This is a genomic window from Chryseobacterium sp. Marseille-Q8038 (genome assembly GCF_965111995.1).
In genome coordinates this window covers 2678754-2703898 of the sequence record NZ_CBCOPN010000001.1, presented here as the reverse complement: position 1 = coordinate 2703898, position 25145 = coordinate 2678754, and the positions used below count along the sequence as shown (strand labels likewise).

Below are 25145 nucleotides of genomic sequence, written 5' to 3'. Positions count from 1 at the left end.
TTTTAATTAAGAATTGGAGCCCGATGAGGGTTCATAGGTCAAAATTACGTTAATTTGCAAAGATTTGAAAATGAATGAAAGGCTTAGGGTAAAATTTTATGAAAATAAGAGGATTATCATGAGAATTTCATCAGGCTATTGAAATAAATAACGAAATGCAGATGAGTGATTTAGCACAGACTTATGAATATTTAAAACAGTTTTTAACCGAAGAAAGATTGGCGAAAATTGAACATTTCTCTCAGGAGAGTTCAGACTTTGTGCTTCCGGTAGTAGAAGATGTCTATCAGTTTAGAAATGCAGCTGCTATTGTACGCTCTGTAGAGGCTTGTGGCTTTCATAAAGTGGTGGCTTTGCAGGAAGAATATAGTTTTGAACCGAATCTTCGCGTAACCAAAGGGGCGGATACATGGGTTGAGGTTGAAAAACTTCCCAGAAATATGGAATCCTTTCAGAATATTAAAGACAGAGGATATAAAATTGTAGTGGTTTCGCTGGAAAACAATGCTAAAATGCTCCCTGAATATGAAATTACGGAACCTATTGCTTTGGTTTTTGGAACGGAGATGGAAGGTGTTTCCCAGGAAATTTTAGATTTTGCAGATGAAACCCTTGCTATTCCGATGTATGGATTTACAAGAAGCTTTAATGTTTCTGTAGCGGCTTCAATTTGTATGTATGAACTGAAACAAAAGCTGATAAAATCTGATATTGATTATAAATTAAATGAAGAAAAGCTTTTAAGGATGAAAATCCTTTGGGCTGTAAATTCTATGAGAAGCGGGCAGCAGATTTTTGAAAAATATCTGCGGGAAAATAATATTGACTGGAAATAATGAATCAGAAATAAAAAAGAGAAGTTTTTAAGCTTCTCTTTTTGTTATTTATATCATATTATAATAATTCCATGCGGCGACAAAAACTCCGGCAGTCTCTGTTCTGAGTCTTTGGTTTCCAAGGGATACTGCCTTTACTTTATTTTCTGCCAGAAATGCAATCTCCTTTTCAGAAAAATCGCCTTCCGGACCTATGAGAAAGGTAAGCTGTTCCAGCTGAGGAATATTTTTAAGATCTATTCTTTCCAGATTTTCATGGCAGTGGGCTACAAAAGTATGTTCCGGATCAGTGTTTTTCAGAAAGTCAGTAAGTTTTACCGCATCATTAATCACCGGAAAATGGAATCTCAAACTTTGCTTTGATGCGGCAATAGCCTGTTTTCTGATTTTATCAATATTGATGTTTTTACGTTCTGTTTTCTCTGTGATGATAATGCTTATTTCTGAAGTCCCCATCTCCACGGCTTTTTCCACAAAGAATTCAATTCGGTCAATATTTTTAGTAGGCGCAATCGCAATATGAAGTTTAGGATTGAATTCCGGCAGATTTTCTTTGATCTCAGAAACTTCAATACCAGCTTTCTTCCCTTCTATGATCAGTTTTCCGGATGCCAGCTTTCCTTTTCCGTCTGTCACATGAATATCTTCGCCATCCCTCATTCGAAGAACTTTCACGATATGCTGCTGTTCATCATCATTAATGACGACTTTTTGATCCGTTATTTCTCCGTAAAATAATTTCATATATCCTGACTTATAAAGGCAACTCCTGTTTTGATGGTTGTATAAATATCTGTATCACATTCCCGGTAAGAACACATGTATATTTCTTCAATCCAGGTATTATTAATGAAAATCAAATTCAGGTATTCCTGTTTTCTCAAATTATTTTTGATTGATAAATAATCTCCTTCCTTTGGAGTGTATGGGAAACTGAAAAGATGTTCAGAATTGATTAATTTTAAAACTTCATCTTTTATGTCCTGAATATATCCCGTCTCAGAACTTGATGGGAAATAATCTAAAGAATTCTCCGGGTTGTCATTTTTTCCTGTAATTGTTTCCAGTATCCAGTAATATTTCGAATTCTTTTTAGAATGTGTTCCCAGTACTTTTTCTTCTAAGAGTATTTTCATAAATCGTATTTTGCCGTTGCAGAAGTTCTTAAATCTGTAAATTCTCCACGTTCAAATTTCAACTTCGCTACCATGGCAATCATAGCAGCATTGTCTGTTGTATATTCAAATTTGGGAATGTAGATATTCCAGCCCAGTCTTTCTTTATTGTCTTCCATTGTTTTTCTCAGAGCAGAATTGGCAGAAACACCACCTGCAATGGCCACTTCATTCACCTTAAGATCTTTGGCCGCTTTTTCAAGCTTATTCATTAAGATTTCAATAATAGATTTCTGTACGGAAGCACAAAGGTCATTCAGATTTTCTTTGATGAAATCCGGATTTTTTCTGACTTCCTTCTGGATGAAGTATAACACAGAAGTTTTAATTCCGCTGAAAGAATAATCGTAATTCTCCAGCTTTGGTTTGTTGAATTTAAAAGCATCAGGATTTCCCTCCTTGGCAAGTCTGTCGATGATAGGCCCTGCCGGGTAATCAAGGTCAAAGATTTTTCCTATTTTATCAAAAGCTTCTCCTGCGGCATCATCGATGGTTTTTCCAATGATTTCCATGTCGAAATAGTCTTTCACCAATACAATCATGGTATGTCCGCCACTTACGGTAAGACATAAGAAAGGAAAGGCAGGCGGCACAGGATTTGCATCTTCGATGAAATGGGCCAAAATGTGGGCTTGAAGGTGATTTACTTCAATTAATGGAACGTTTAAGCTCATAGCCAAAGATTTAGCAAATGATGTTCCTACAAGAAGAGATCCTAAAAGTCCGGGTCCGCGTGTAAATCCTATAGCTGAGATAGCATTTTGTTGTATATTTGCTTTGGAAAAAGATTTTTCAACAACGGGGATAATATTTTGCTGATGGGCCCGTGAAGCCAATTCAGGAACAACACCACCATATTCTTTGTGGATGGCCTGATTCGCGGCAATGTTTGAAAGAATAGAATTTCCCTTGATGATAGCTGCTGAGGTGTCGTCGCAGGACGATTCAATACCTAAAATTATAGAGTCGCTCATAATAATGGCAAAGTTAGAGAATAATAACGAGAATGAGAATAAAAAATCAGTAGCTGAAAACCTAGGTGATCAGGTACAGAAAACTGTCGAAAATGTAGAGGGAAAAGTTCGGGAGACAGTGAAGGAAGCATCTGAGCTGGCTTCAGATGCCCTGCATCATCCTGTGGAAACCGCTGAAGAGTTTGGGAAGCAGGCTGTGAAAGATGTTACCAGCTATACCTGGTGGGCAAAACTGCTCTTGATTCTCTTTTGGCTGGGCATTGTTCTCGTTGGAGGAGTACTGATTGCAATCAATCTTCCTGTGACAAAGAAATGGGCAGCTGATCAGGCATTGAAACTGGTTAATAATGATTTTAAATCCGATTTTTCTACCGAAAGTGTAGATGTAAACTATTTCGGAGATGTAACCATAAAAGGGTTAAAGGTAAAAGATTACAAAGGTTTTAATTTTATCACAGCCCGTGAGTTTCGTGCAGATTCCGACTGGATATCTCTGGCAGTAAATGCCATCTCAGGAAGCAGCAATTCTTTAAGTTTCAATTCTCTTGCTCTTGTTAATGCCGATGTGAAGGTAATTACTTATAAAGGTGACAGTATTTCCAATTTTGTAAGATTCGTAGACCTTTTTGATAACGGAAAGAAAAGAGATCCGAAAAAACCTCCTTTTCAGCTGAATTCCAGAATCCAGATTATTGATTCCAAAGTTTCTATTGTTAATGAAAATTCTCCCGGTGAACAGGGAAAATGGCTTACCGCCACAAAATTCAACTTAAAAGCCCCGAATGTAAAAGTCAATGGCCCGAATGTTTCAGCATTGATTAATAATATGTCTTTTGTAACTTCAAGATGGGGAAAAGCCCATATCGTAGATACATTTTCAACTGAACTGTCTTTAACGAAGCAGTTTTTATCATTAAAAGATCTTACCCTTAATACAGATCATACTTTACTTCAGGGAGATATTAAATTCAACCTTCACGACGGATCCTGGGCAGATTTTGCTGACAGGGTACGATGGGATATGAATATCAAACAGGGAAGTCAGTTAAGTGGTTATGATATCAGTTATTTTGTAACCAATTGGGATAATATCAAACCGTTCAATCTTTCGGGGATAATGACAGGACCTTTAAACAAATTTCATCTGGAAAACTTCCTGATCAGAAATCCTGATGTCAATATTGCTACCAAAACAATGAAGGTTGATAACCTGCTGAAAGGACATTTTGCTATTGAAACGAAAGAACTTTCCACGGATTTTACTTACAAGGATTTAAAAGCAATGATGCCTTCTTTCATCTCCAAAAAGATGAAAAATTTTGCCGATGATTTTGGAAAACTGAAATACAATGGAACGGCAAAAGTAAATCCTGATCAGATCTATGTAGACAGTGGAAACTTAATGACCGGAATTGGGCAGGCGAAAATTTCCAAACTTACCTTAACGGGGTACAGTACTGCCATGCCAAAATATTCCGGATATCTTGATGTGAAAGATCTTAATACCTCTGTGATCACAAAGAATAAAACGGTAGGTTTGATTTCCGGTAAATTTGATCTTAACGGGCAAAGCTTTGATGTGAATACCATGCGTCTGACAACGAAATCTCAGATTGCAAGTATTGAAATTATGGATAAAACGATCAATAATCTGTATCTGGACGGATTATTGGATCATAAAAAATATAACGGACTGATTACTGTTAATGATGAACAGGCGAAAGCTACCATCAAAGGATTAATAGATTTCAGTACTCCAAGAATAGCAATGGACGTGAATGCAGATGTCACGTACCTGAATATGAATTATTTCACCAATAAGCCTGGTACTCAGGTGGTCAGTGGACAGGTGGATGGAAAGATGGCCATGTCATCCATTAATGACCTTACGCTGGATGTGAATGCTAATAATCTTTATTTTGCTACAGCTACCCAAAAATATAATATTCCGAATGCCAAGCTAAAAACATTTATAGAAGCAGGCAGCCGTGTGATTGATGTAGATGCTCCGGGAGCTGCTACAGGTAAAATTTCAGGAAAATATAGTCTTGCAGATCTTGCCGGAATGGTAGAAAACGGACTAGGGAAAATATTAGTGGGGCCACCGCCAAGAAAATTATACCGTGGACAGAATTTTGCGCTGAAATTTGATGTTCAGCAAGGATTGGTTAATTATTTCCTACCTGAATTGAGATTGCCACAGGGCGCTCTTGTGGAAGGCGAATATGACGGAAACTCAAATAACCTGATCCTGAATCTTGATGCGGCTTCTTTAAAATATATGATGACGAAGGAGGAAGAAATTACAGATGCCGATAATGCACTGGCTGCTTCCAGTCCTGATTACAAAGTGAATAACAGGAAGAATATCAACAGAGACAGTGCTATGGTGGATAGTGTTAAGGTGAGAATTAACACGGCAGATCTTAATCAGCAATTGTACGCTAAGATCAACAGAGTCCTCTATAATAAAAATGTGATCAAAGATTTTGAGCTTAAAGGAAATAATGAGAATGGGAATACCCTTCATTTAGCGACTGTATTCAAACATGGAAGTCCTGATGATGAATTGAATGAAAAGCTTAAAGAATATGCCATTAACGTAGATCAGTCTACCGATGCTGCAGGTGATTATGTATTCAGGTTTGAACCTACGGAAGTGAAATTCAATGAAGTTACCTGGGCTATAGATACAAGTCCTGAACTGAATCATTCCATTACTTACAGGAAGAAAACAGGAGATTTTGATATCCGGAATTTAAGAGTGTATTCTGATAAGAGTGCTTTGTTTATTAAAGAAGCACAGTTTAAATCTGCAAAAGATTTTTACGTAGACGCTGATATCAATGATTTTGCTGTAGAAAAGCTTCTGGATATGCAGTCCGGAGGAAATACAATGGATATTAAAGGTCTTGCCAACGGAAGTGTTAAGATCAAAATGGATAAAAGTACCCTTCAGCCACTGGTAGATCTTAATATTGATGATATCAAGATGAATGGCAATGATATGGGAGATATCTCTATCTCTGCTACCAATGGGTTCTCACTGAATGTGTATGATATTGATGTAAAAGTTCATTCTGCAGGAGTACTGGGAAATAACAGTCTTAATCTTACAGGAACCGTTAATAATAATACTTCTTCTCCGATCATTGATCTTACAGCAGAAATGCGTGATTTTGATCTTTCATTTACGCAGCAGTTTGTGCAGACTATTTTCGGAAATCTACGTGGGAAAGCGACAGGAGATCTTAAAATTAACGGAAAGCTGAGCAACCTTGATTATAGTGGAGATATTGCGTTAAAAGATTTTGGATTGAAACTTCTGTTTACCGGGGTAGATTATTCATTTGATGATACAGTAATTCAGCTGACCAAAGGACTTGCGATTCTCAATAATATTGAAGTACATGACGGAAGAACCAATTCTAAAGGGAATATTTCCGGTGCGATCCAGTTTGAAACCCTTTCTTCAATGGGGGTGTCTCTGGTAATGAGAGCGGATAACCTATTGATGCTGAATACTACACAAAAGGATTTTGACCTGTTCTGGGGAAGAGTGTATGGACAGGGAGATCTGTACGTAGACGGACCTGTTTCAGGATTGAGTATAACGACTCCTAATATGAAGGCACTTAACGGAAGTACCTTTACCTTTAATTCCAGTTCTACTTCCAATGTTGAAGAATTTAAAATGCTGAGGTTCCTGAAAGAAGGGAAAGACGGTCTGATTACACTGGAAGAGAAGAAAAAAACGGGAGCCAACATGAATATTGATTTCAACCTGGCTGTAGATAAAGGGACTACTGTAAATGTATTGGTAGGAGATGATGTAGGTAATATTACCGTAAAAGGATCAGCTGATCCGTTGAGATTTCACATGAACAGACAGGGGAATATTGCCATGAGCGGTACCTATAAAGTGGATAACGGAACATTTGTTTCTAAAGCCATCCTTAACAAAACGTTCCAGATTGAAAGAAACAGCAGCATCAGATGGGATGGGGATGCTATGAAGCCTGCATTAGATATTAATGCCAACTATATAAGAATGGTTTCCAATGCCGGAGAATATCTTAGTATGGGGAAACTACAGCCTATCAGTATCTTGCTGCAGGCCCATATTACCCAGTCGTTGGTAGATCCTCAGATTGATCTTAATGTGACGGCAATGGATGTATCCAGCCAGGTAAGAGAGACCTTAGCCGCGAAAATGAGCCAGGAAGGAGAAAAAGTTCTTCAGTTCGGATCTGTACTCCTATTGAGTACCTTCAACGTTTCAAACTCTGGTGGATTTGATGTGAACGTAGGAAATGTTGCGGAATCTTCGGGATATAATATGCTTCTGAAACAGCTGGGATCTGTTCTTAATACCATGAGTAATGAATTCCAGATCGACCTTAATTATGTAAAAGGAGACCAGAACTCCAATTTTGGAGACCGGGCCAATGCAGGAGTAAGTGTAGCCCTTTCCCCAAGAGTTAATATCAAGACCGGGCTAGGTATTCCTTTATCAAAAACAGATGGTGCCCAAAACAATTATCTTTCTACCGAAGGGTCTGTAGAATATGATTTGTCTAAGAAGAATGATGGTTCTTTGGTTATACGTGCTTATTCCAAGCCTACAAACATCGGAATGGTGAGTACAAACGGTTCTGCTAATCAAGCCTATGGAGGAGGGGTAGTGTGGAGTAAAAGCTTCAATTCTTTGTTTAAAAAGAAGAAAAAAGACAAAAAAACTTCAGATGCAAAAGGTGAAATAAAAACAGATTCTATAAAATCAAATGCTAAATAATTAGAATATTTTAATGATTTTTATCATCTGTGTTAATTATTGTTAATATTTGATATATATTTTTTAGTTAAATTATTTTTCGTAAATTTGCAAAAAATACATAGATTTTTTAAAGAAATTGTAATTTAACTAATATGAACTATCAACTGGACGAAATAGACAAGAAGATTCTTGATTTCTTAGTAGAAAACACAAGAATGCCTTTTACTGAAATTGCAAAGCAGATGGATGTTTCTGCTGGAACAATTCACGTAAGAGTGAAAAAGATGGAAGATGCAGGTATTATTTTGGGATCATCTCTTAACATCGATTATGGTAAGCTGGATTATCACTTTACAGCTTTCATAGGTATCCTTTTGACAAAATCAAACCGTACTCAGGAAGTATTGAAAGAATTGTCAACTTTACCTAACGTAATCGAAGCTAGCGTTATTTCCGGGAAATATAATATTTTCTGTAAAGTAAGAGCTAAGAATACGGATGATGCTAAAAGAATTATTTACCAGATCGATGACATTCAGGATGTAATGAGAACTGAAAGTATGATCTCTATGGAGGAATTCTTAAGTGACAAAAACAGACTGATCAACGCAATCTCTGTGTAAGTCAAATTTTAAACGAATAATTATAAAAGAACTTATGAAATCTCTCATAAGTTCTTTATTTTTGTAGGTATGGAAGAATACAGCTATTTTGACGAAGACCCGAAGAAAGGATGGGGATTCATACTGGCATTTGCTGCCTTGATGTTGTTTACCGTAATGGGACTTGGAATAGATGTGGATGAATATCTGCAGCACGAATATCTGGAGATTCCGAGGTGGTACTTTTATGTGATATTTTCTATTGATGTACTGATGGTAATCGGGCTGGTGCTGATGTTCTTCTACAGAAAAGTAGGAATTTTTATGTTCCCCGCTTTACTGGTGCTGCATTTCTTTATGCACAATTATTACCTGTCTACATTCCTGTATACAGATGTAACCAATCTTTTCCTGTTTACAGGATTCGGAATGCTTGCCATTATCCCGAAATGGAAGTTTTTTAAATAAGGATTAATCAAATACAACAAGATAACAAACCGCTTTTAAATCAAATTTAAAAGCGGTTTTTGATTAACAAGAGGAAAAAACATTATCTACGATCCCAATGAATGGAAAATTTCTTGCTTTAAAGGATTACTGTCCTAATCCTCCCATTCTCCTGTATAGGGATTATAGCCACATTTGAGAGGTTTTGATACATTGATGCCTTTTTTGTTTTTTAGAGCATTTTCGGTATAAGCCCGGCAGTCTGTGCAGACATAACGGAACTCACAGTCTTTACAGATTTCAACACTGTCTTTAGTGAGGTTCCAGTATTTTTTGAAATCAGGTTGATTGGCTGCCTCTTCAAGACTCTGTGTATTGATGTTTCCAAAGCTTTCTTTCATAAGAGGACAGTTTTTGATATTGCCGTTTCGATCAATACCCATCTTTTTATACAGGCAGGAATTATGGTTAATCGCTTCAATAATTTTAGGAATATTGGTATTGAAGTATTTCAGTTCCACTTTTCCACAGGCAGAGAGTTGCAGGTCATCTTTCAGAAAATGCAGTGAGAATCTGTATTCATCTTTAGCTTTGAAAGGAGGCTTCGAACAATTGTAGAAAATGAGACTGTATATTCTGACTGTATTTTTTTGGAGAGCCTGTATAAAAGATAGGTTAATTTTCTGATGAAACGGAGAAAAAATTTCTATTCCTGATAAGACTGAGGTGGTAAAAGTTTTATCAATTTCTATAAAATCCTTTGAGGTTAAAGGTTTCGGACTATAAATAACCAAATGTCTAATTCCCAGGTTTTCTACCGATGATTTTATTTTTTTTAGGATCTTAATATTTTCCATCTCCAGGAAAAGATTGGTTATTGTACTAGGTTCATGATATTCATAGGAGAGAGGAGGAAAATTCCTGTCCCAATCCTTATCTGTTATAAATCCATACTCTTTTTCTAACAAAAGGCTGAGATATTCCTGAACGATTTCTCTGGACTCCTCATCATAATTCTTCAACAAATCTTCAATGGAATATTTTTTCAGATCCATAATAACCTCATGCAGTTCCAGTGGATACAATTCTGATACGTTTCTTTGTAGATCTGAAATGAGAATTCTGGTGACGCCTTTGGTGATGAGGATGGTTGAAAATAAATTGAAATAGTTCATAAGTTAGGTAAAGTTTTTTCAATGTTCTTGGTTTTTTGGTTCATACTTCTGAAATAGTTTTTTGAATTTTTTTATGGCTTTTTCAGGTTTATTAGCCATTCGGTAAATACTGTCAATCTCGTTTACCTTGTTATAGTATAAGAGGTAATTTCGGTTTTTACAGGCATAAAGAAATAGACAAAGAATCAAATAAGTTATATACTTAAAATAATATTTTTCATAATAATCTTACAAGTGGTTTTGTAGGTTTTATTCTCAATAAAAAATCAGTTTGATATTCAATAGAGGTAATATAATTAATCTTATGATCCTCTTGTATTTCAGCTGAAGCATCTCTAAAATTTTCTATATACTTTAGAGTAAGAGGTAACTTATTTTTTTCTTTAAACTTCTTTTTCATAAGTATTCTGCTATTTCTTTTTCAAGTAAATAATTACAAATGGCAGATAATCCTAAAAACTGACCCACAGGGTTTATTTCTAAGAAGTAAAAATCATTTTTGCTTTTTATGAAATCTAGTGAGCCACAGTTTACATCCAGTTGTTGCATAAGGATATGTATTTTTTCTTCAATCTCTTTTGGAAGATTATATCTAACATTCCGATTCGGTATCTCGTGATTATATTTTCTATGATCAAGCTGGGTCTTCTTATCATTTTGAGAAAAAATAGCAGTAGCCCAGATTTTGCCATGAAGATAAAAGGCTCTTACTTCAAAATCTTTTTCAATCATTTCCTGAAAAAAGGTAATAAAGAAATTTCCTTTTTCCATCTCTGTAACAAGTGAAGTATACAAAATGCCTTCAGAAAAACCACCAACTGATTTCAATATTATATTTTCAGCAATAGATTTTGTAATCGTTTTATTCACAACTAGCTGGTTCGTGTTTTCTGCTAAGTAGTATTTCGGAACTTTTAAACCTGCTTTTTTTGCTTGTTCAAGTACGAGAAGTTTATTCAAATGACTATTGCTTTGTTTATTAATATGGTTTTTTGTTTCAAGCATTTTTATTACATAGTCTTCGAGCCAATATTGAGTTTCATTCATATAAGTATTAATTGAAGCGTTGTCATATTCTTTTCTCATAAATTGCAGTCCTCCTCTGCGATACCAGACACTGGTAATATCTTCAATAAAAAAACTATTTCTCTGACTTTGTAAAAAGACTTTATTTTGATCTGTTTTTATTTCAAAAACTTCATCTTCATGTATACGGATAAAAGCTTTACCAAGTGCTTTAAGCCACTTAATAACTTCATTTGTTGTTGTTTCCTGATTAGTAGAAAGGATCAGAATCATTTTTTCTTAATTTTATCTTTTCTGATTTTAGATGAATGTTTAATACTGGGTAGGCCAATACTTTTACGGTTGCGGTTAATCCGGACAGAATCCTGATTATTATTCCGTAAGCTGTATCGTACAGCAGTATTTCTATAGTAATCATAGGTATCAGACATTAGGGCATATTCCTGAGGAGAGCAATGGCCTGTTTTTACATATTCGAATAGTTTTTTTCTGAATTCAGGATATTTTTTTGAAGCAATCATATGACTTAATAATGTGGGCATAGCGATGAAAACGTCATTGTTTCCTAATCTTCCTATTTTTTGTCCATCAGGAAATCCGTAATATTCAAATGTCCAGAAAAAAAGATCTGCATTTTTTTCAATATTCTTGGCTACAAGGGCTCTGTTTTCAGGCCTTCCTTCCTGGTCACGGATCATAGCAATACTGAAGGAATCTATCAATGTTTTGTTAAGATTCTTTTTCCAGTCGGCTACTTTTTGGTTGACTTCCAGACTGTCTATCCCGTATTTCTTGCAGAGAGGATAAAGCTTTTTATATTCATTACCATAGGGAGCTATTAGTGTAATAAGCTTGTATAGGCTCTTTTTCCCGCCAAAGTTTTTATGGTACTGATCTGCTAGTTTAATATAAGTTTTGTATTCTTCAGTAAGCTCTTGGTTTTTAGGTTCATACTTCTGAAATATTTTTTTGAATTTTTTTATGGCTTTTTCAGGTTTATTAGCCATTCGGTAAATACTGTCGATTTCATTTACTTTGCTATAATAAGTAATGTAATTCACTTCCCGATTTTTGCATGATAAGAATGAAACCCAAATGAATAATAGAGTATAATAAATATATTGTTTCATAAGCTTATCATGTTTTTGAAAGTTTGAAAAGTAAAAAGGAGGGCATGGCCCTCCATTCTCTGCAGCATTAGTTTAGTGATTGTGTAGGGTTACACACCGTAATTCTACCTATATATGCACCTCCCGGGCCTGTATAGGTATCATATTCTTCACAGCCTTCTCCAACGGAAACGTTAGATTTAACGTTATAGCTGCCCCCTTGAATTGTTTTAAGATCTTTAAGCTTTTTGTTTTCCAGAGAAGAGAAGTTGCTCTTCATTCCAATTAACTTTTTCATGTTTGTAATTTTTGTGTTGTTGAAAATTATTGATGTCAGATAAACCCTGACTTTAGGGTGAAATATTCTGTTCATTTATCATACACTGTACACATGCAGTTTAAATGTGAAGAATGTATTTCATCAACGTTGATGGGATAAAACTATAAATATTCAGTTCACTTTGCTGGGATAAAATGTGTAAATGATTTGTATTTTGCTTTATGCACAAATGCAAGTTTTCCTCTTGATGATGGCTGAGGTTTGGTGAAATATTTGAAATTTGAAAAACTATAAAGTAAACCCTCATCAACCAAAGAAAATTCCCGACTTTAATAAGATGTTGTATGGGAATATTTTCTATTGTACAATATGGGAAAATATATAATATTGGATTGCAAATCAGATTGAAATCAATGGGTGTTAATCAAAATTTGTATGCTTACAATGTTGTTGTTTGTATTAAAATCTTATTTTTTACTCCATAAAAGAGTGTAATATCCTATGAATTTTGATTAGAAAACTATGATTTTAAAAAATACAGATCAAGACCTACGAATTTGGACAATAAGAATGAAGCTTTTCAACCCGAAGTTAAAAAGCTTTTATTATTTATTTAAAAATTGCTGGTTACTCAGAGAATACTCCCTGAAAAAAAGATTCTAAAGCGGTATGTTCATTCAGTCCGAACTTCTTTTTAAGGCGGTATTTGGTCATTCTTACACTTTTGGGTTCTACGCTGAGGAGATTGGCAATCTGTTTCGTATCCATCCCCAGATAAATATACGCGCAGTATTTCAAATCCAGGGCGGTCAATTTTTGTTGGGCTCTTTCATTGATATTTTTAAAAAAATCCGGATGCAGTTCCTGAATGGTGAATCTGATCTTTTCAAAATCATTATCTACACGGTTTTCTCCCTTTACCACGTGCTGAATATTAATATCAGTATCAGAAAGCTGTGTCTGAAGCTGTTGCAGAACTTCATTCTTATGCTGAATATGAAGCTGACTTGCCAATACCTCACTTTGAAGTTTTTGCTGTTGAAGCGTAAGAAGTTCCTGCTCAGCCTTTAATCTGGCCTGTTCTTCCTTTTGAAGCTTAATCTGCATTTCTGCTTCATGTTTTTCCGTATCAAGTTTATTTTCTCTTTCTATAGAATACCGCAGTTTAAAATGATAAGAACGGAACATGAAAAAAGCACCAATCAGTCCAATGATTCCCAACCCGATGTATAACAGTTTTTCTTTTTTCAGACTGGCTGTTTTTTCGGTAAGAGCTCTGAGCTCAGATTCTTTTTTTTGAGATTGATATTGAGCTTCCAGTTTTTTGGCAGTTTTAGCCTGCCCTTCATCAAAGAGAAGATTACTGTATTTTGTTACTCTTGATTCGTATTCATAGGCTTTCTGATAATTTTTTTGCTTTGCGTACAATTGAGCAAGACCTTCTACAACCTTGATCATGACATGGTAATACACCGGTTTTTGAGTAAGAAGAATCTGTTCAGCCTTCAGAAGATATTGTTCTGATAAAGCATCATTCTGATCCCTTGATGCAAGATTGCTCAATACTCCAAGTGCTCCTGCCTGAATGCCCTGATTAAGGGTTGTATGCTGAGTAAGAGCCAATATTTCGTTGGCATTATTCTGAATTTCCGAACGTATTTCCGGAGTCATGACAGGGTAACTCAAATAATAATTGATCAGGTTCAACAATGCCATAGCTTGTACATGAGCCGAAACATGTCCCGGAAACTGATGATACAGGGCAGCTGCCTTTTTACACATTTCTATGACGGGTTTCAGATCTTTTAAATCTCCCGTTTTTTCAAATCGAAAAGAATAACATACGGCCAGAGCAGAGTAGGCTGAACTCAACAGGTTTTTATTTCCTGATTTTTCAGCAAGCTCAATGGATTTTTTGGCGTATTTGGACGCATTTTCAGCATCATTCCATTCTGTATAGACTCCATAGAGAAGATAATTAAGCTTTGCATTCAGCATGGTCTCTGAAGGCTGTTTTTCAACCAGTGGAAGAGCTTTCTGAATGAGTTTTATGGTGTTTTCAGGTTCGCCAAGGGTATTGTTGTAATAGATATTCAGATAATGGGCATATAATGCTGCTGTTTTATTATTACTCTTTTGAAGAATTTCATTCACAGCATCGATGATCGGAGGAACCTTATCATACTGAGACTGATTGAGCTTAATAATTCCTTTTTGAGCAAGTGCCTTTACTTCTTCAGCATAGTTTTGTTCCTTTTTAGCCAGTTCAAGCTGTTGCTGAACATATTTTTCGGCTGTCTCATATTGATCACTGACTCTGTAATATTCTGTAAACTCATTGTAAATTTTGAACTTTTCTGCAGTTGAAATATGGTCTTCCCTCAATTGAATTTTAAGACCATCAATAAATGTATTCTGTGCGGGATATAAGGTGCAGATAAAAAGTATACAATATAAAAGTGAGTACTTTAATTTCATAGGGTGAAAGTACAAAAATTGTAGACACCTGTCAATTTCCGAATTAAAAAATCAGAAATAATGATTATTTCTATTTTATTGATAATCAATATTTTATTTGTTTTTGTAGACGTTTTGTAGTCGTCTTCCATTTGAGTTGAAGATGTTTTGTAGTTGCAGAAATAACTGCGGGGACATTTTTCTGCTGCAATTTTGGGCCGGAAAAAATCAAAGAATATTAATTAAAAATTTTACCGCTATGGACAACAAAACCTTATCTATTGTCTCTTACATTACGCTTTTCGGATGGCTGATTTCCTTCATCATCGGAAAAGAAAAATCGAGCAGCTTTCTAAAGTATCATCTGAAGCAGTCGTTGGGACTGATTATTTTTTCAATTGTATTGTTCATCATTCTTAATATCCTGTTGATGGCGACCAAAATTGGAATTCTGGGGATATTTGGATGTATTCCTTTGGTACTGATGATTATCGGAATCATTAATGCAGCCAATGATGTTGAAAAACCTTTACCACTGATTGGGAAAATGGTTGAAGATAAATTTTCATTTATCGGATAATATTTGAGATTTCTATATCTGGGGTCATAATACTTTTACGATGCATCAACAAGAGATATTTTATGAATAATAAAACAGTTCATCATTTTATAATGAAAATAGGATAGCTATAATCATGAATTTGACCAGCCCTTTTTAAAATATAATGAGCTGATTTGACAGGATAAAGGTAATTTTACCGCCCATTTTAAAAAAGAAAAGAAGTATGGATTTTGAAATTTTGAAACAGCAGATTGAAGACGCTGCTAAGAAAGCTTTTTTAGAAGTGTATGAAAAGCATGGTGCAGAGAAGATTTATAGTTTCGCACTCTATAGTGATGAGGGAGCAATGACGGTATGTCCCGCTGCCAATACAATGAAAGCAATAGAAAATGCAGATGAAGAAGATGTTCTTTATTATAAATATGAACCGGCAGAATGGACCTATGAAATGGAAGGAGCCAATAAAGAATTTGGTGAAATCTGTACTCAGTTGAGAGAGGAACTTACTAAACATGATGATGCCGATCAATGGTTTGATGGTTTTCAGAATAAGTTATATTCCACCTGCATTGAAATACTGGAAAAACTTAAAAATGAAAACTTTTTCACAAAGATAACTGGCAAAGATATTTTCCTGACTTTCACGGTTTCAGATTATGAGTTTGAGGAAAAAGACCTGAAAGATCTTATCATTAGGCTTAATGATAATGAATACAAAAGTGAATATCTGGACTGGATGGCTACCTGGGGCAATTAAAAGTATGACGAATTAAAAAAACACTTTAAATATATACATATGAAGCCCGATAAAATAATTGTCTCAGAAGCCTCTTATCAACTGCAATTTCTATAACTGCTTTTTATAGTAACTAGATCTTTAACCAAAATATAAATAACAATTACATTAATTATGAACAACTATCAATTTTATAAACAAGAAGGAAACCAATATATTTTTAAAAATCAGCCGGTATTTATAACGGTGCTTTGTATTATTTTTCTAATTATTGCAGGACTTATTTTTAACAGTGCAAGAACTGTCAGTTATGTTATTATTGCTGTGGTAGCGCTTATTATGATTAATTTCTTTACCAAGAAATTCATTATTGATATGGATCAAATGACTATTACAGGCAAGCATACGATTTTTGTTCCCGCAAGAACATATCCTTTAGAAAACTTCAGGAATTTCCATGTACTGGCTACAAAGTATCTGGGTTTTATCACAACCAATGTGGTGTTGTCTATTTATTTTGAGGTTGATGGTAAAGAAAAACACCTTACGATTGGACAGGCTCTTACCCAAAAAGGAATACAGAAGATGGTGAATGAGACAGAGGATATTATGAACATTAATAATCCTGAAAATGGAAATCAGAGACCGTTATAAGTTTGAAGAAAACGGAAGTGAAATAAGCTTTATGCCCAATTATAATTTCCTGCGCATCTTAATAGTGTGGCTGGTATTGGGAGTGATAGCACTTCCTGTGATTATTTACTATTTTATGGGTAAGATGTCCGGTGACTCATTTAAAATTGCAATGGGATTATGGAGCATTTATATGATCTATTTCCTGTTTGATCTTTTCTTCAGGATTCCTGTGAAATATATTTTTGATAAATCTGAGAAGTGTATTTACAGAAAGCTTTTACTCTCTAAAAAACTGATGAATTTTGATGAAATGACCTATTTTGTCAATGATGAAAGAGGTGGATATTACTATTCCATCGGTAAAAAGAGAAATCAGTTTGTGAAAAATTACAGAATCAGTAATTATTTTTCTGGTTCGAAAGCCTCACAGAGAAAAGAAGATGAATATATAGAAAAAATCTTATGTCCTGTTTTAATCACTGTTGGAATTCCTCTGAATCAGCAATCGGAACAATAATAATGAAGGGTAAAAACTAATACAATGAAAAATGGAAGTATAATCATTTTCTTCCTCTGGAGAGATGTTAAAAACTCAAAGTACTTTTTACAGAGTGGTTAATCTCCAAAACAAAAATCCGGCGGTTTCGAAGAAACCGCCGGATTTTATCTATATAGAATAGCTTAGATTAAGCTAAAATTCTCTTTACCGCTTCTTTTACTGCAGTAGAATCAATTTTATACTTCTTCATCAGTTCAGCAGGAGTTGCAGACTCTCCGAAAGTATCGTTTACTGCTACAAATTCCTGTCTTGTAGGTCTTTTTCTTGCAAGCATCCCTGCAACAGATTCTCCTAAACCACCAAGGTAGTTGTGCTCTTCAGCAGTTACAATTTTACCTGTTTTTTCAACAGATTTTAAAATGATCTCTTCATCAAGAGGCTTGATAGTGTGGATATTGATTACCTCACAAGAAATACCTTCCTTCTCAAGCTCATCAGCAGCCACAAGAGATTCCCATACAAGGTGTCCTGTTGCAACAATGGTTACATCAGTTCCTTCCTGAAGTAAAATTCCTTTTCCGATTTCGAAAGGCATATCCTCAGGGATAAATACAGGAACTACAGGTCTTCCGAATCTTAAATATACAGGACCTTCAAAATCTGCAATGGCTAATGTAGCTGCTTTTGTCTGGTTGTAATCACAAGTATTGATCACTGTCATTCCAGGAAGCATTTTCATCATCCCAATATCTTCAAGAACCTGGTGAGTTGCTCCATCTTCTCCTAAAGTAAGACCTGCGTGAGATGCACAGATTTTTACATTTTTGTTAGAATAAGCGATAGACTGACGAATCTGGTCATATACTCTTGAAGTAGAGAAGTTAGCAAAAGTTCCGGTGAAAGGTATTTTTCCTGTAATACTAAGACCAGCAGCAATTCCCATCATGTTCGCTTCTGCAATCCCAATCTGAAAGAATCTTTCAGGAGCCTTCTCAATGAATTTTTCCATCTTCAAAGAACCGATAAGGTCTGCACAAAGTGCTACTACATTAGGATTTTTGTCAGCTAGTTCCGCTAATCCTGCTCCGAATCCTGAACGAGTGTCCTTTTTTTCTGTATATGTATATTTCATTTTTACTAAAGTTTTTGATTATTGATAGATGATGGTAGATTAACAATATTTTAAAGTTCTACGGGCATCATTTATCAATAATAATTTATCATTTATAATTAATAATCAGCCGGAGCTTCTAGGTACAATTGCTTGAATGCTGTGTCTAGCTGCTCATCATTAGGAGCTTTACCATGCCAAGCATGAGATCCCATCATATAATCAACTCCGTACCCCATTTCTGTATGAAGAAGGATAGCTACAGGTTTTCCTTTTCCAGTTTCTGTTTTTGCTTTCTCAAGGATTGCAATCACAGCTTCAAGATCATTCCCGTTCTTTTCTTCCAAAACAATCCACCCGAATGCTTCCAATTTAGCATGAAGATTTCCTAAGCTTAATACATCATCCGTATCTCCGTCAATCTGACGTCCGTTGTAATCAATAGTAGAGATGATATTGTCTACTTTTTTAGCAGCAGCATACATCAATGCTTCCCAGATCTGACCTTCCTGAAGCTCACCATCTCCGTGAAGAGAGTAAACAAGAGATTGATCACCATCTAGTTTTTTACCGTCAGCTACACCTAATGCTACAGAAAGTCCTTGCCCAAGAGAACCTGAAGCAATTCTGATTCCTGGTAGTCCTTCATGAGTAGTAGGGTGTCCCTGTAATCTTGAATCTAATTTTCTGAAAGTTTTAAGTTCTTCTACAGGGAAGAAACCAAATCTTGCTAAAGTAGAGTAGAATACCGGAGAAATGTGTCCGTTTGATAGATAAAAATGATCTTCATTTTTGCCTTCCATGGTGAAAGGAAGTTTATAGTTCATTACCTTTCCATAAAGTGCTGTAAAGAATTCTGTACAACCTAAGCTCCCACCTGGGTGTCCTGAATTTACAGCGTGAACCATTCTTAAAATGTCTCTTCTGATCTGTGTAGTAAGAGTTTTTAACTCTTCGATACTTTTACTCATTATATCTGATTTATTTGCATGCGAATTTACAATTTTTTACCGGCTTATGGAAATGCAAAAATCCGGATTATGAAAACCCGGATTTCGACTGAATTGAATATTTTTCTGCTTTTAACAGCCTTCATTGAGGTAAACGGAGATTTCGGTAACGATATTGTTAACAAATTTAAAGCTTAATAAGGTTCCTGCCTGGCTGTCTTCAATATTGAAATAACCGGAATCTTTAATCGTTTTATCATTTTTATCCCAATCCGGACGTACGCTGAAGTTGGGATAATTTCTGTAGGCATTGATAAGATCATCTCGGGTACTTCCAACTCCGATTCCGCTTTTGGTTTTAAATTTTTTACTGGTGGTCGTCATGTAAGTAATAGAGGGAACACTCGGATTGGCTTCATTGATGTAGTTGTCAAAAAGATCAATCTGGATGGTTTCGCCATTATAATTTACCCTGTTTTTTTTCTCTTCACCTGAGTTCGTAAGTTTTGTTCCCGCAATTTTTTCAGCTTCAACCTTGGGCATAAAGACTTTAAACGGTCCGATTCTTAATGTGGATACTTCAAAATTTTCCTGAGCATTCATAAAATTGAATGTTAGTAGAAGTACAAAAATTGTAATAACTTTTTTCATGATTTTTTAAATTTTGTTTTTTTTATTCTGTTAAATTTTGCATTTGGTTAATATCGTCCGGATCAAAGATAATTAAAATAGAAAAGTCTATAAAATCAGTTATTTTAATGAAGGAAAAAAAATGAAAAATATTTATTGAGGAGAATGCTTTGTAATAGCTGGATCGTTGATTTTTCGCAATCAAACATTGATTTTTTTGAATTTTCATATGTGATAATTAGATTAATTTAACTAATTTTATAATTCAAATAATCTTGAATTATAAACCTTTAACTAATTATTCTTTAGTTTTTGGTCTGAATGTTTGAGTTAATAAAAATTACATACCATTATATATGAAAATTAAACAATTATTTTATTTGGGGATATTTGTGATATCCATTTCCTCAGGGAAAGCACAGGACTTTTTTACAGTAATCAGTGAAAGGTCCATCAAAGCAGATCCTAAAAACAGAACAGTACAGCCGGAAAAGTCATTGACTTATACACTGGATGTAGCGGGAATGAAAAGCTATTTTAATTCAGTTCCTGAACTAAAAGACAGTGACCGTAAAGACAATGCTCCAATCATTGTATTGCCAATGCCTGACGGTACGAAAGCAAAATTCAGAATCTGGAAATCTTCAGTGATGTCTCCCGGATTAGCCAGCCAGTTTCCTCAGATTGTCACTTTTACAGGACAGGGAATTGATGACAAATATGCAACCCTAAAACTTGATTTTACAGAACTGGGATTCCATGCTCAGATCAAATCTATAGTAGAAGGAGATACTTATATTGATCCTTATGCAAAATTAGATATCAACAATTATATCATTTATAAGAAAAGTGATTTGATTGATAAAAATCCAAGATCATGCGGAGTAAAGGATGAAGATGATACTCCGCTAGGAAAAAAAAACGCTCAAAAAACCACAGCTCCAAGCGTAGGAACTCAAATTAGAGTTTTCAGGTTTGCAGTTGCATGTACTGGAGAATATGCAGTAGCGGCAACGGGTACAGCTACTCCTACAGTAGCACAAACCCTTTCAGCCATTGTAACTTCTGTAAACAGAGTGAATGGCGTATATGAGCAGGAAGTTGCTTCAAGGCTCGTATTAGTGGATAGTGAAGCCAATGTAGTCTTTACAAATGCAGCGACAGATCCATTTAACGGAAATAATAACGCCAGTACATTAATCAATGAAAGCCAGACTCAGATCGATTTACTGATAGGAAATGCCAATTATGATATTGGACATACCTTCAGTACCGGAGGTGGCGGATTAGCCGGATTAGGGGTAATCTGTAACAACTCCAACAAAGGAAGAGGAATTACCGGTTCACCTAACCCTGTAGGAGATCCTTATGATATTGATTATGTGGCGCATGAAGTAGGGCATCAGTTTGGAGGCCCACATACTTTTAATGCAACTACCGGAAGCTGTGGCGGAGGAAACCGCAGTGCAGCCAATGCTGTAGAACCTGGAAGCGGAATTACCATTATGGCCTATGCAGGAATTTGTGGAAGCACAAATAATTTAGCTCCTAACAGTATTCCTACTTTCCATACCAAATCCTACCAGTCTATCACAACGAAAGTTCAGTCAACAACATGCCAGGTTACCCTTCCAACCAATAATTTCGCTCCTACTGTAAATGCAGGAGGTGATTATACCATCCCTAAGAGTACTCCGTTCAGATTAGAAGGATCTGCTTCAGATATAGATAATAATCCTCTTACTTACAGCTGGGAACAGAATGATGTAGGCCCGGCAAGTGACTGGAATGCACCTACAGGAAATGCTGCTATATTCAGATCATATGTGCCGGTAACTGTTCCTTACAGATATTTTCCGAAACTTACCGATGTAATTAACGGTACGGTTTCCAAAGGAGAAGTCAGACCGGCTTATGCAAGAACGATGGAGTTCAGATTGACTGTAAGAGATAATAATGCAGGTTGTGCAGGAGTAGCCAACGATGATGCTATCATTACTGTTGATGGAAATTCCGGGCCTTTTAACGTAACTGCACCTACAACAGCGGTAAGCTGGGCAGGTAATTCTACTCAAACGATAACATGGGATGTGGCCAATACAACAGCTTTCCCTGTGAATGCAGCTACTGTAAATATTTACCTTTCAACAGATGGAGGTCTTACTTATCCTACACTGATCCTGGGGTCTACTCCGAACGACGGTTCTGAAACCATTACCCTTCCTAACGTAAGTACTACACAGGCTAGAATTATGGTTGCTGCAGAGACTAATGTTTTCTACAACATTAATCCTATCAACTTTACCATTACCCAGACATTGGGTGTGAGCGAAACGGCTGCAAACAAAGATGTATTCGTAGTATATCCTAATCCAAGCAAAGGAATTCTGAATATTAAATTTACCAACTCAAACGAAGTATATGATATGACCGTATATGACGTAAGCGGAAAATTAGTATTCACACAGGCTAACAACAAATTGAATCATGATAAAACAGGTACTTTTGACTTGTCTCACCTGGTTACAGGAGATTATCTGATTAAAGTTAAATCTAAGAATACAGAGAAAACCATCAAATGGGTTAGAGAATAATTACTTCACTCCATTGATTAAAATAAAAATGCTGTCTTCATCTTGAGGACAGCTTTTTTATTGTAATAATTCGAAAACTTCAATATTCAATGGTAATTTGGTTTTTTTATTGGGTTCTCAGAAAATAAAAGTTTAAACAATTTTAATAATTATTATGGATTAATAGATGATTATTTTTCGAATGTAAATATTTGATTTATTTTATGTTGATTATTATGGTTTTTGACGTAAAGTACTGTTTTTCATTATGTTGTAATTTTTATTTTTATATTTGAACTCTTAAAAAAACATCATTGTATGAAAATTAAACAACTATTTTATTTAGGGATATTCATTTTATCAATTTCTCTAGGAAAAGCTCAGGATTTCTTTACTGAAATCAGTGAACGAACAATTAAAGCTGAATCTAAAAGCAGAACAGTACAGCCTGAAAAATCTCTTACTTATAAGTTGGATGTGAGTGGTTTGAAGAACTATTTTGCCTCAGTTCCGGAGCTGAGAGATAATGAACGTAAAGATAATGCCCCAATTATTGTTTTACCAATGTCTGATGGAACGAAAGCTAAATTCAGAATCTGGAAATCCTCAGTAATGGCTCCGGAGTTAGCCGGTAAGTTTCCCCAAATTATTACTTTGACAGGGCAGGGTGTAGATGATCAATATGCTACCATAAAACTCGATTTTACAGAGTTAGGATTCCACGCTCAAATAAAATCAATAGTATCGGGAGATACTTATATTGATCCTTATGCAAAACAGGATATCAATAATTATATCATTTACAAAAAAGGTGATTTAATTGATAAAAAGCAAAGAGGCTGTGGATCAAAAGATGAGAATTTTAAATCAGGAAAAAAAAATGCTCAAAAAACCGTAGCTCCAAGCATAGGAAGTCAAATTAGTATTTTTCGGTTAGCAGTTGCATGTACACATCAGTATGCATCGGCAGCGACAGGATCAGGATCAGCTTCACCTACCGTAGCCCAAACTTTGTCTGCTATTGTAACTACTGTAAATAGGGTAAATGGAGTATATGAACAAGAGGTTGCTGTAAGATTGATCCTCATTCCTACTGAAAACAATATTATATTTGTGAGTGATACGAATGACCCTTTCACAGGAAATGATGATGGAAGTGTATTAATTAATGAAAGTCAAACGGTCATTGACTCAATAATTGGAACAGCTAATTATGACATAGGACATACCTTTAGTACCGGAGGTGGTGGATTAGCTGATTCAGGTATATGTGATTCTTCATACAAAGGAAAAGGAATTACCGGTTCTTCTAATCCTGTAGGAGATCCTTACGATATTGATTATGTATCTCATGAAATGGGACACCAGTTTAGTGCTCAACATACCTTTAATGCAACTACCGGAAGCTGTGGAGGAAACCGAAGCGCAGATGATGCTGTAGAACCGGGAAGTGGAATTACCATCATGGCTTACGCTGGTATTTGTGAAAGTATCAATAATTTAGACGCTCACAGTATTCCTATTTTTCATACGAATTCATTTCAAACAATTACTTCAGAAGTTGAATCTCTCCCATGTCAGGTAACAACAGCAGTGGCTAATACAGCACCTACTGTAAATGCAGGAAATGACTATACAATCCCAAAGGGAACACCATTTAAGTTAACAGGTTCTGCAACTGATACTGAAAATAATCCACTTACTTATTGCTGGGAACAGAATGATGCAGGGCCAGCGGGTGACTGGAATGTACCTACAGGAAATGCGGCTATATTCAGATCATTTATGCCTGTAGCTGTTCCTTACAGATATTTTCCGAAACTTACAGATGTAATCAATGGTACGGTTTCCAAAGGAGAAGTCAGACCGGCTTATGCAAGAACGATGGAGTTCAGATTGACTGTAAGAGATAATAATGCAGGTTGCGCAGGAGTAGCCAACGATGATGCTATCATTACTGTTGATGGAAATTCCGGACCTTTTAATGTAACTGCACCTACAACAGCGGTAACCTGGGTAGCTAATTCTAATCAAACAATAACCTGGAATGTGGCCAATACAACAGCCTCCCCTGTGAATGCAGCCACGGTAAATATTTACCTTTCAACAGATGGAGGTCTTACTTATCCTACACTGATCCTGGGGTCTACTCCGAACGACGGTTCTGAAACCATTACCCTTCCTAACGTAAATACGACACAGGCTAGAATTATGGTTGCAGCAGAGACTAATGTTTTCTACAATATTAATCCTATCAACTTTACCATTACCCAGACATTGGGAGTGAATGAAACAGCTGCAAATAAAGATGTATTCGTAGTATATCCTAATCCAAGCAAAGGACTTCTGAATATTAAATTTACCAACTCAAACGAAGTATATGATATGACGGTATATGACGTAAGTGGAAAATTAGTATTCACACAGACTAACAACAAATTGAAACATGATAAAACAGGTACTTTTGACTTGTCTCACCTGATTACAGGAGATTATCTGATTAAAGTTAAATCTAAAGATACAGAGAAAACCATCAAATGGGTTAAAGAATAATTACTTCACTCCATTGATTACAATAAAAAGGCTGTCT

General features: G+C 35.5%; 21 protein-coding genes. 10 read left to right on the top strand and 11 right to left on the bottom strand.

Translation table 11 applies throughout. The annotated features are described in order from the left end of the window. Positions 1–155: 155 nt before the first annotated feature. The gene (locus tag ACWPWS_RS12510; RefSeq protein WP_105684534.1) at positions 156–836 is read left to right on the top strand and encodes a TrmH family RNA methyltransferase; all 681 of its coding nucleotides are present in this window, start codon (positions 156–158) and stop codon (positions 834–836) included. Between the two features lie 48 nt (positions 837–884). On the opposite strand, the gene ACWPWS_RS12505 is transcribed toward ACWPWS_RS12510, so the two are convergent. Genes ACWPWS_RS12505 through tsaD form a run of 3 tightly spaced genes read right to left on the bottom strand, consistent with a single transcriptional unit; the run spans position 885 to position 2985 of the window. Continuing rightward, positions 885–1580 carry an RsmE family RNA methyltransferase gene (locus tag ACWPWS_RS12505; protein WP_209785842.1) on the bottom strand — a complete coding sequence of 232 codons (696 nt, stop codon included), beginning with the start codon at positions 1578–1580 and terminating at the stop codon, positions 885–887. Continuing rightward, positions 1577–1972, bottom strand: a complete 396-nt coding sequence (locus ACWPWS_RS12500; protein ID WP_454046707.1) for a hypothetical protein — start codon at positions 1970–1972, stop codon at positions 1577–1579. Before ACWPWS_RS12500 ends, ACWPWS_RS12505 begins: the two co-directional genes overlap by 4 nt. Beyond that, positions 1969–2985 carry a tRNA (adenosine(37)-N6)-threonylcarbamoyltransferase complex transferase subunit TsaD gene (gene tsaD / locus ACWPWS_RS12495; protein ID WP_105684531.1) on the bottom strand — a complete coding sequence of 339 codons (1017 nt, stop codon included), beginning with the start codon at positions 2983–2985 and terminating at the stop codon, positions 1969–1971. Before tsaD ends, ACWPWS_RS12500 begins: the two co-directional genes overlap by 4 nt. Before the next feature lie 4 nt (positions 2986–2989). Here tsaD and ACWPWS_RS12490 point away from each other — a divergent pair, with 4 nt between their 5' ends. The 3 genes from ACWPWS_RS12490 (at position 2990) to ACWPWS_RS12480 (ending at position 8832) form a co-directional block, all read left to right on the top strand. Further along, positions 2990–7780 carry a translocation/assembly module TamB gene (locus ACWPWS_RS12490; protein WP_454046706.1) on the top strand — a complete coding sequence of 1597 codons (4791 nt, stop codon included), beginning with the start codon at positions 2990–2992 and terminating at the stop codon, positions 7778–7780. 134 nt (positions 7781–7914) lie between these two features. Continuing rightward, complete coding sequence (locus ACWPWS_RS12485) at positions 7915–8385, top strand: Lrp/AsnC family transcriptional regulator (RefSeq protein ID WP_034696982.1); 471 nt, start codon at positions 7915–7917, stop codon at positions 8383–8385. Positions 8386–8454: 69 nt separating this feature from the next. Next, entirely contained in the window at positions 8455–8832 is a 378-nt protein-coding gene (locus ACWPWS_RS12480) for a hypothetical protein (RefSeq protein WP_105684529.1), read from the top strand. 134 nt (positions 8833–8966) lie between these two features. Here ACWPWS_RS12480 and gwsS read toward each other — a convergent pair whose 3' ends face one another. The 5 genes from gwsS to ACWPWS_RS12455 form a co-directional block, all read right to left on the bottom strand. Beyond that, entirely contained in the window at positions 8967–9986 is a 1020-nt protein-coding gene (gwsS, locus tag ACWPWS_RS12475) for a grasp-with-spasm system SPASM domain peptide maturase (protein ID WP_454046705.1), read from the bottom strand. 396 nt (positions 9987–10382) lie between these two features. Continuing rightward, positions 10383–11285, bottom strand: a complete 903-nt coding sequence (gene gwsG / locus ACWPWS_RS12470; protein ID WP_454046704.1) for a grasp-with-spasm system ATP-grasp peptide maturase — start codon at positions 11283–11285, stop codon at positions 10383–10385. Then, positions 11282–12073, bottom strand: coding sequence for a hypothetical protein (locus ACWPWS_RS12465; protein ID WP_454046703.1), 792 nt, complete (start codon positions 12071–12073; stop codon positions 11282–11284). The genes gwsG and ACWPWS_RS12465 overlap by 4 nt, the downstream gene beginning before the upstream one ends. Positions 12074–12209: 136 nt before the next feature. Continuing rightward, positions 12210–12419 carry a TIGR04139 family peptide modification target gene (locus ACWPWS_RS12460; protein WP_454046702.1) on the bottom strand — a complete coding sequence of 70 codons (210 nt, stop codon included), beginning with the start codon at positions 12417–12419 and terminating at the stop codon, positions 12210–12212. Between the two features lie 609 nt (positions 12420–13028). After that, the gene (locus tag ACWPWS_RS12455) at positions 13029–14879 is read right to left on the bottom strand and encodes a helix-turn-helix transcriptional regulator (protein ID WP_454046701.1); all 1851 of its coding nucleotides are present in this window, start codon (positions 14877–14879) and stop codon (positions 13029–13031) included. A gap of 238 nt (positions 14880–15117) precedes the next feature. Here ACWPWS_RS12455 and ACWPWS_RS12450 point away from each other — a divergent pair, with 238 nt between their 5' ends. The 4 genes from ACWPWS_RS12450 to ACWPWS_RS12435 all read left to right on the top strand — a co-directional run bounded on the left by ACWPWS_RS12450 (position 15118) and on the right by ACWPWS_RS12435 (position 17309). After that, positions 15118–15438: a DUF4870 domain-containing protein gene (locus ACWPWS_RS12450; protein WP_309513356.1), complete on the top strand. Its 321-nt coding sequence runs from the start codon at positions 15118–15120 to the stop codon at positions 15436–15438. A gap of 205 nt (positions 15439–15643) precedes the next feature. Next, the gene (locus tag ACWPWS_RS12445) at positions 15644–16177 is read left to right on the top strand and encodes a DUF4303 domain-containing protein (RefSeq protein ID WP_454046700.1); all 534 of its coding nucleotides are present in this window, start codon (positions 15644–15646) and stop codon (positions 16175–16177) included. Between the two features lie 153 nt (positions 16178–16330). Next, positions 16331–16810 (top strand): hypothetical protein, encoded by a 480-nt coding sequence (locus tag ACWPWS_RS12440; protein WP_454046699.1) that lies wholly within the window; start codon positions 16331–16333, stop codon positions 16808–16810. Then, positions 16788–17309 (top strand): hypothetical protein, encoded by a 522-nt coding sequence (locus ACWPWS_RS12435; protein ID WP_454046698.1) that lies wholly within the window; start codon positions 16788–16790, stop codon positions 17307–17309. The genes ACWPWS_RS12440 and ACWPWS_RS12435 overlap by 23 nt, the downstream gene beginning before the upstream one ends. A gap of 169 nt (positions 17310–17478) precedes the next feature. Here ACWPWS_RS12435 and ACWPWS_RS12430 read toward each other — a convergent pair whose 3' ends face one another. The 3 genes from ACWPWS_RS12430 to ACWPWS_RS12420 form a co-directional block, all read right to left on the bottom strand. Then, positions 17479–18423: a transketolase family protein gene (locus ACWPWS_RS12430; protein ID WP_105684517.1), complete on the bottom strand. Its 945-nt coding sequence runs from the start codon at positions 18421–18423 to the stop codon at positions 17479–17481. 98 nt (positions 18424–18521) lie between these two features. Next, on the bottom strand, positions 18522–19406 hold the full coding sequence (locus ACWPWS_RS12425) for a transketolase (RefSeq protein ID WP_454046900.1): 885 nt from the start codon (positions 19404–19406) through the stop codon (positions 18522–18524). A gap of 78 nt (positions 19407–19484) precedes the next feature. After that, positions 19485–20003: a hypothetical protein gene (locus ACWPWS_RS12420; RefSeq protein WP_454046697.1), complete on the bottom strand. Its 519-nt coding sequence runs from the start codon at positions 20001–20003 to the stop codon at positions 19485–19487. Between the two features lie 335 nt (positions 20004–20338). On the opposite strand from ACWPWS_RS12420, the gene ACWPWS_RS12415 reads away from it, so the two are divergent. Together ACWPWS_RS12415 and ACWPWS_RS12410 are read left to right on the top strand one after the other, a co-directional pair. Further along, positions 20339–22576 carry a reprolysin-like metallopeptidase gene (locus ACWPWS_RS12415; RefSeq protein ID WP_454046696.1) on the top strand — a complete coding sequence of 746 codons (2238 nt, stop codon included), beginning with the start codon at positions 20339–20341 and terminating at the stop codon, positions 22574–22576. 297 nt (positions 22577–22873) lie between these two features. Next, positions 22874–25108, top strand: coding sequence for a reprolysin-like metallopeptidase (locus ACWPWS_RS12410; protein ID WP_454046695.1), 2235 nt, complete (start codon positions 22874–22876; stop codon positions 25106–25108). The last annotated feature ends 37 nt before the right edge of the window (positions 25109–25145 follow it).

Bases quoted from the DNA above. Each gene is read 5' to 3' on its own strand.
- ACWPWS_RS12455 (WP_454046701.1), bottom strand. From the start codon at position 14,879: ATGAAATTAAAGTACTCACTTTTATATTGTATACTTTTTATCTGCACC.
- ACWPWS_RS12480 (WP_105684529.1), top strand. From the start codon at position 8,455: ATGGAAGAATACAGCTATTTTGACGAAGACCCGAAGAAAGGATGGGGA.
- gwsG (WP_454046704.1), bottom strand. From the start codon at position 11,285: ATGATTCTGATCCTTTCTACTAATCAGGAAACAACAACAAATGAAGTT.
- ACWPWS_RS12500 (WP_454046707.1), bottom strand. From the start codon at position 1,972: ATGAAAATACTCTTAGAAGAAAAAGTACTGGGAACACATTCTAAAAAG.
- ACWPWS_RS12485 (WP_034696982.1), top strand. From the start codon at position 7,915: ATGAACTATCAACTGGACGAAATAGACAAGAAGATTCTTGATTTCTTA.
- ACWPWS_RS12430 (WP_105684517.1), bottom strand. From the start codon at position 18,423: ATGAAATATACATATACAGAAAAAAAGGACACTCGTTCAGGATTCGGA.
- ACWPWS_RS12505 (WP_209785842.1), bottom strand. From the start codon at position 1,580: ATGAAATTATTTTACGGAGAAATAACGGATCAAAAAGTCGTCATTAAT.
- ACWPWS_RS12460 (WP_454046702.1), bottom strand. From the start codon at position 12,419: ATGAAAAAGTTAATTGGAATGAAGAGCAACTTCTCTTCTCTGGAAAAC.
- ACWPWS_RS12450 (WP_309513356.1), top strand. From the start codon at position 15,118: ATGGACAACAAAACCTTATCTATTGTCTCTTACATTACGCTTTTCGGA.
- tsaD (WP_105684531.1), bottom strand. From the start codon at position 2,985: ATGAGCGACTCTATAATTTTAGGTATTGAATCGTCCTGCGACGACACC.
- ACWPWS_RS12435 (WP_454046698.1), top strand. From the start codon at position 16,788: ATGGAAATCAGAGACCGTTATAAGTTTGAAGAAAACGGAAGTGAAATA.
- ACWPWS_RS12410 (WP_454046695.1), top strand. From the start codon at position 22,874: ATGAAAATTAAACAACTATTTTATTTAGGGATATTCATTTTATCAATT.
- ACWPWS_RS12440 (WP_454046699.1), top strand. From the start codon at position 16,331: ATGAACAACTATCAATTTTATAAACAAGAAGGAAACCAATATATTTTT.
- ACWPWS_RS12415 (WP_454046696.1), top strand. From the start codon at position 20,339: ATGAAAATTAAACAATTATTTTATTTGGGGATATTTGTGATATCCATT.
- ACWPWS_RS12510 (WP_105684534.1), top strand. From the start codon at position 156: ATGCAGATGAGTGATTTAGCACAGACTTATGAATATTTAAAACAGTTT.
- ACWPWS_RS12420 (WP_454046697.1), bottom strand. From the start codon at position 20,003: ATGAAAAAAGTTATTACAATTTTTGTACTTCTACTAACATTCAATTTT.
- ACWPWS_RS12445 (WP_454046700.1), top strand. From the start codon at position 15,644: ATGGATTTTGAAATTTTGAAACAGCAGATTGAAGACGCTGCTAAGAAA.
- ACWPWS_RS12490 (WP_454046706.1), top strand. From the start codon at position 2,990: ATGGCAAAGTTAGAGAATAATAACGAGAATGAGAATAAAAAATCAGTA.
- gwsS (WP_454046705.1), bottom strand. From the start codon at position 9,986: ATGAACTATTTCAATTTATTTTCAACCATCCTCATCACCAAAGGCGTC.